Annotated in this window: 2 protein-coding genes; one reads left to right on the plus strand and one right to left on the minus strand. The window is 73.2% G+C overall.

Translation table 11 applies throughout. From position 1 onward, the window contains the following. Positions 1 to 93: 93 nt before the first annotated feature. Entirely contained in the window at positions 94 to 582 is a 489-nt protein-coding gene (locus DQW85_RS27385) for a VOC family protein (protein ID WP_113702793.1), read from the minus strand. A gap of 89 nt (positions 583 to 671) precedes the next feature. On the opposite strand from DQW85_RS27385, the gene DQW85_RS27390 reads away from it, so the two are divergent. Further along, a partial coding sequence (locus DQW85_RS27390) for a DEAD/DEAH box helicase (RefSeq protein WP_240197457.1) occupies positions 672 to 4,799 on the plus strand: 4,128 nt, incomplete at its 3' end.

Consider the following 4,799-nt stretch of genomic DNA (forward strand, 5'->3'; position numbering starts at 1 on the left):
AGCAGCCCGGACGGGCCCGAGCCGGCGGCCGGAGCAGGGCAAGGCGGGATCGGCCGGGCCGGTGGCAGGCCCGGCCGGCCGCGTCGAGTCGTGTCAGAGCACGCGGGAGCCGTACATCTCGCCCAGGTGGTCGGCGAGCAGCTCCAGTCGGGCCCCGTCAGGATCCCTGAAGTAGATGGAGGCGCCGCTCTCGATCTGGTGCGGCACGCCGGCCACCTCCAGTTTCCCGCGCAGCCGCTCCCAGGTGGCCGGGTCGACGGAGATCGCGATGTGGTGCAGCCCGCCGAGCACCTCCTGGTACGGGCCGAGGTCTAGTCCCGGGAAGTCGAAGAACGCGAGCAGGTTTCCGTTGCCGATGTCGAAGAAGAAGTGGCTGGAACCCTTGTAGTCGCGGTTCTCGAAGATCTCCGTGAGCGGGAACTCCAGGAGCTCCTGGTAGAACCGGATCGTCCGCTCCACGTCCGACGACAGCAGGGCGAAGTGATGCAGGCCGCGAGCGCTGCTGGGAGGCCGGTGCGGTAAGAGGTAGCGCCCCTTGATGTCCTCGCGGCGAGCTTCGATGGCTGCGTAGTCAATGCCCACGGTCGCTCTATGTCCGCCAGCGCCCCCGCTCAACCGCCCCAAGGAGGGACAATGCGTTTTCTGTCGGTGTGGCGAGGCACTATGGGCAGGTGAGCTCGCTCGACCACTTCAGCCAGGTGACCAGGCAATGGTTCACCGGAGCATTCGCCGCGCCCACCGCCGCGCAGGAGGGCGCGTGGCGGTCCATCGCGCGCGGCGACAACACGCTGGTCGTCGCGCCGACGGGCTCCGGCAAGACGCTGGCGGCCTTCCTGTGGTCGCTCGACCGCCTGGCCGCTGCCGAGAACCCCTCGGACGTCGGGCGCCCCTCGAACGTCGGGCGCCCCAACGTCGGGCGTCCCTCGAACGTCGGGCGCCCCTCGAACGTCGGGCACCTCTCGGATGCCGACCAGCCGAAGGACGTGGGGGAGTCCGCGGACGTCGAGCCTGCCCGAGGCAGGGGCACCAAGGTGCTCTACGTGTCGCCGCTCAAGGCGCTGGCAGTGGACGTCGAGCGCAACCTGCGCGCTCCGCTGGCCGGGCTGAAGCAGACGGCCAGGCGGCTGGGGCTGCCCGTGCCGGAGATCTCGGTGGCGATCCGTTCCGGAGACACGCCCGCCGAGGACCGCAGGCGCTTCGCCGCCAGGCCGTCCGACATCCTCATCACGACGCCCGAGTCGCTGTTCCTGCTGCTCACGAGCCAGGCGCGCGACGCGCTGCGCGGCGTGCGCACGGTGATCGTCGACGAGGTGCACGCGGTGGCGGCCACCAAGCGCGGCGCCCACCTGGCGCTCAGCCTGGAGCGGCTCGACGCGCTGCTCGACCGGCCCGCGCAGCGGATCGGGCTCTCCGCGACCGTCCGGCCGGTGAGCGAGGTCGCCGCCTTCCTGGGCGGCGGCCGGCCGGCGACCGTGGTGCAGCCGCCCTCCGACAAGCGCATCGAGGTGGAGGTCGTCGTCCCCGTCGAGGACATGACGGAGACCGAGGCGGCGCCGCGGCCGGCCGGCGGGGAGGAGTTCCTGCCCGAGCCGGGCAACCGGTCGATCTGGCCGCATGTGGAGGAGCGGCTGTTCGACCTCATCGGCGCGCACGGCTCGACCATCGTGTTCGCCAACTCCAGGCGGCTGGCCGAGCGGCTCTGCACCCGTCTCAACGAGCTGGCCTACGACCGGGGGCAGGACGCCGCCGAGCCGGTCGACCTGTCGATCTGGGAGATGCCCGCCGGGGAGCTTCCCGGACGCGCGCCCGCCGACCCTCCCGACATCGCCGGACGTGCGCTTCCAAGCACTCCCGAGTCCGCCGGACGTACGTCAGCCGAGCCGGTGCGGCGGACGCCCGCCGAGATGATGGCGCAGGCCGGAGCCAGCAAGGGCGTGATCACCGAGATCGTGCGCGCCCACCACGGCTCGGTGTCGAAGGAGGAGCGCGCCCAGATCGAGGAGGCGCTCAAGTCGGGCAGGTTGCCCGCCGTGGTCGCGACCTCCAGCCTTGAGCTGGGCATCGACATGGGCGCGGTGGACCTGGTGGCCTGCGTCGAGGCGCCGCCGAGCGTGGCCAGCGGCCTGCAGCGGATCGGCCGGGCCGGTCACCAGGTCGGAGCCGTGTCCAGGGGCGTGATCTTCCCGAAATACCGGGGCGACCTGGTGCAGACGACGGTGGTCGCCGAACGCATGAAGAACGGCGAGATCGAGGAGCTGCGCTACCCGCGCAACCCGCTCGACGTCCTCGCCCAGCAGATCGTGGCGATGACGGCGCTCGACGAGTGGACCGTCGACGACCTGGAGGCCGTGGTCAGACGGGCCGCCCCCTACGCCACCCTGCCGCGCTCCGCGCTGGAGGCCACGCTCGACATGCTGGCGGGCCGCTACCCGAGCGAGGAGTTCGCCGAGCTGCGGCCGCGCATCGTGTGGGACCGCGTGACTGGCACCCTGCGCGGGCGGCCGGGGGCGCAGCGGCTGGCCGTCACCAACGGCGGCACGATCCCCGACCGTGGCCTGTTCGGCGTGTTCCTGGTGGGCGAGAAGTCGTCCAGGGTGGGAGAGCTCGACGAGGAGATGGTCTACGAGTCGCGCGTCGGCGACGTGTTCGTGCTCGGCGCCACGTCCTGGCGCATCGAGGACATCACCGCCGACCGCGTGCTGGTCTCCCCGGCTCCGGGCCAGCCTGGCAAGCTGCCGTTCTGGCACGGTGACGCGCCCGGCCGCCCGGCCGAGCTGGGCAGGGCCATCGGGGCCTTCCTGCGCGAGCAGGCCGCGGGCGCGGCCACCGACCGCATGCGGGCGGCCGGCCTCGACGAGTACGCCTCGGCCAACCTGCTCTCCTACCTGGCGGAGCAGCGCGAGGCCACCGGCTACGTGCCCGACGACCGCACGCTGCTGGTCGAACGCTTCCACGACGAGCTGGGCGACTGGCGCGTGGTCATCCACTCACCGTACGGCGCGCGGGTGCACGCACCCTGGGCGCTGGCGATCAACCGGCGGCTGCGCGAGCGCTACGGCGTCGACGTGCAGGCCGTCCACTCCGACGACGGCATCGTGCTGCGCATCCCCGACACGCTGGCCGAGCCGCCGTCCGACGTGGCCGCGTTCGACGCGGAGGAGATCGAGCAGATCGTCACCGAGGAGCTCGGCGGGTCGGCGATGTTCGCCTCGCGGTTCAGGGAGTGCGCGGGCCGGGCGCTGCTGCTGCCCCGCCGCACGCCGGGCAGGCGCAGCCCGCTCTGGCAGCAGCGGCAGCGGGCGGCCCACCTGCTGGGGGTGGCCTCGCAGTACGCGTCGTTCCCGATCGTGCTGGAGACGATGCGCGAGTGCCTTCAGGACGTGTTCGACGTGCCGGGGCTCGTCCGGCTCATGCGTGACATCGCCGCGCGCAGGGTGCGCGTGGTGGAGGTCGAGACCTCGCAGGCCTCGCCGTTCGCGGCCTCGCTGCTGTTCCACTACGTGGGCGCGTTCATGTACGAGGGCGACGCGCCGCTCGCCGAGCGGCGGGCCCAGGCGCTGGCCCTCGACACCACGCTTCTCGCGGAGCTGCTCGGCCAGGCCGACCTGCGCGAGCTGCTCGACCCCGACGTGATCTCCGACGCCGAGCGAGAGCTGGCCAGGCTCGACCGGCCGCTGCGCGACGTCGAGGACCTCGCCGACCTGCTGCGCTCCCACGGCCCGCTGCTCGCCCCCGACGTGAGCGTGCGCGGCGGCGACCCCGCCTGGCTCGAAGAGCTCGAACGAGCGCGCAGGGCGATCAGGGTACGCATCGCGGGGGAGGAGCAGTGGGCGCCCATCGAGGACGCCGCCCGGATGCGTGACGCGCTGGGCGTGCCGCTGCCGGTCGGGGTGCCGCATGCCTTCCTGGAGCCGGTGGCCGACCCGCTGGCCGACCTGCTCGCCAGGCATGCCCGTACGCGTGGGCCGTTCCACGCGGGCACCGCCGCGGCCAGGTTCGGGCTCGGTGTGGCCGTGGTCAACGACACGCTGCACCGGCTGGCGGCCTCCGGGCGGGTGGTCAGCGGCGAGTTCAGGCCGGGAGGCCGGGGCGAGGAGTGGTGCGACGCCGGGGTGCTGCGCATGCTGCGGCGCAGGTCGCTGGCCAGGCTCCGCAAGGAGGTGGAGCCGGTCGCCCCCGAGACGCTCGCCGTGTTCATGCCCGCCTGGCACGGCATCACGGGCATGTCCGGTGCTCTCGGCGGGTCTGGTGTGTCCGGTGGCGGTTCGTCGCGCGGAGGCGCGGCCGGTGCGGCGCGGGCGATGGACGCTCTGGTGCACGCGATCGAGCAGTTGCAGGGGGCGGCGGTGCCCGCCTCGGCGCTGGAGACTCTGGTGCTGCCGTCGCGGGTGCCCGGCTACCATCCGGCTCTGCTCGACGAGCTGACCTCGTCCGGCGAGGTCATGTGGGTGGGCCAGGGATCGCTGCCGGGCGGCGACGGGTGGGTGTCCCTCTACTTCGCCGACACCGCTCCGCTGCTCCTGCCCGAGCCCGGCGAGATCACCATGACCGCGCTGCACGATCAGGTGCTGGAGGCGCTCGCCGGGGGAGGGGCGCTGTTCTTCCGCGGGCTGTCCGACCGGCTCGGCTCGCTCGACGACGCGGCGCTCGCCACGGCCCTGTGGGACCTGGTGTGGTCCGGGCGGGTGTCGGGCGACACGCTGGCACCGTTGCGGGCCACTCTCGGGACCGGGCGCCCCGCCCACCGGCCCGCCACGACGCGGCGCCGACGGGCCGTGCTGCCCACCAGGAGCGGGCCG

It is taken from the genome of Nonomuraea lactucae (assembly GCF_003313395.1).
Classification (GTDB): Bacteria; Actinomycetota; Actinomycetes; order Streptosporangiales; family Streptosporangiaceae; genus Nonomuraea; species Nonomuraea lactucae.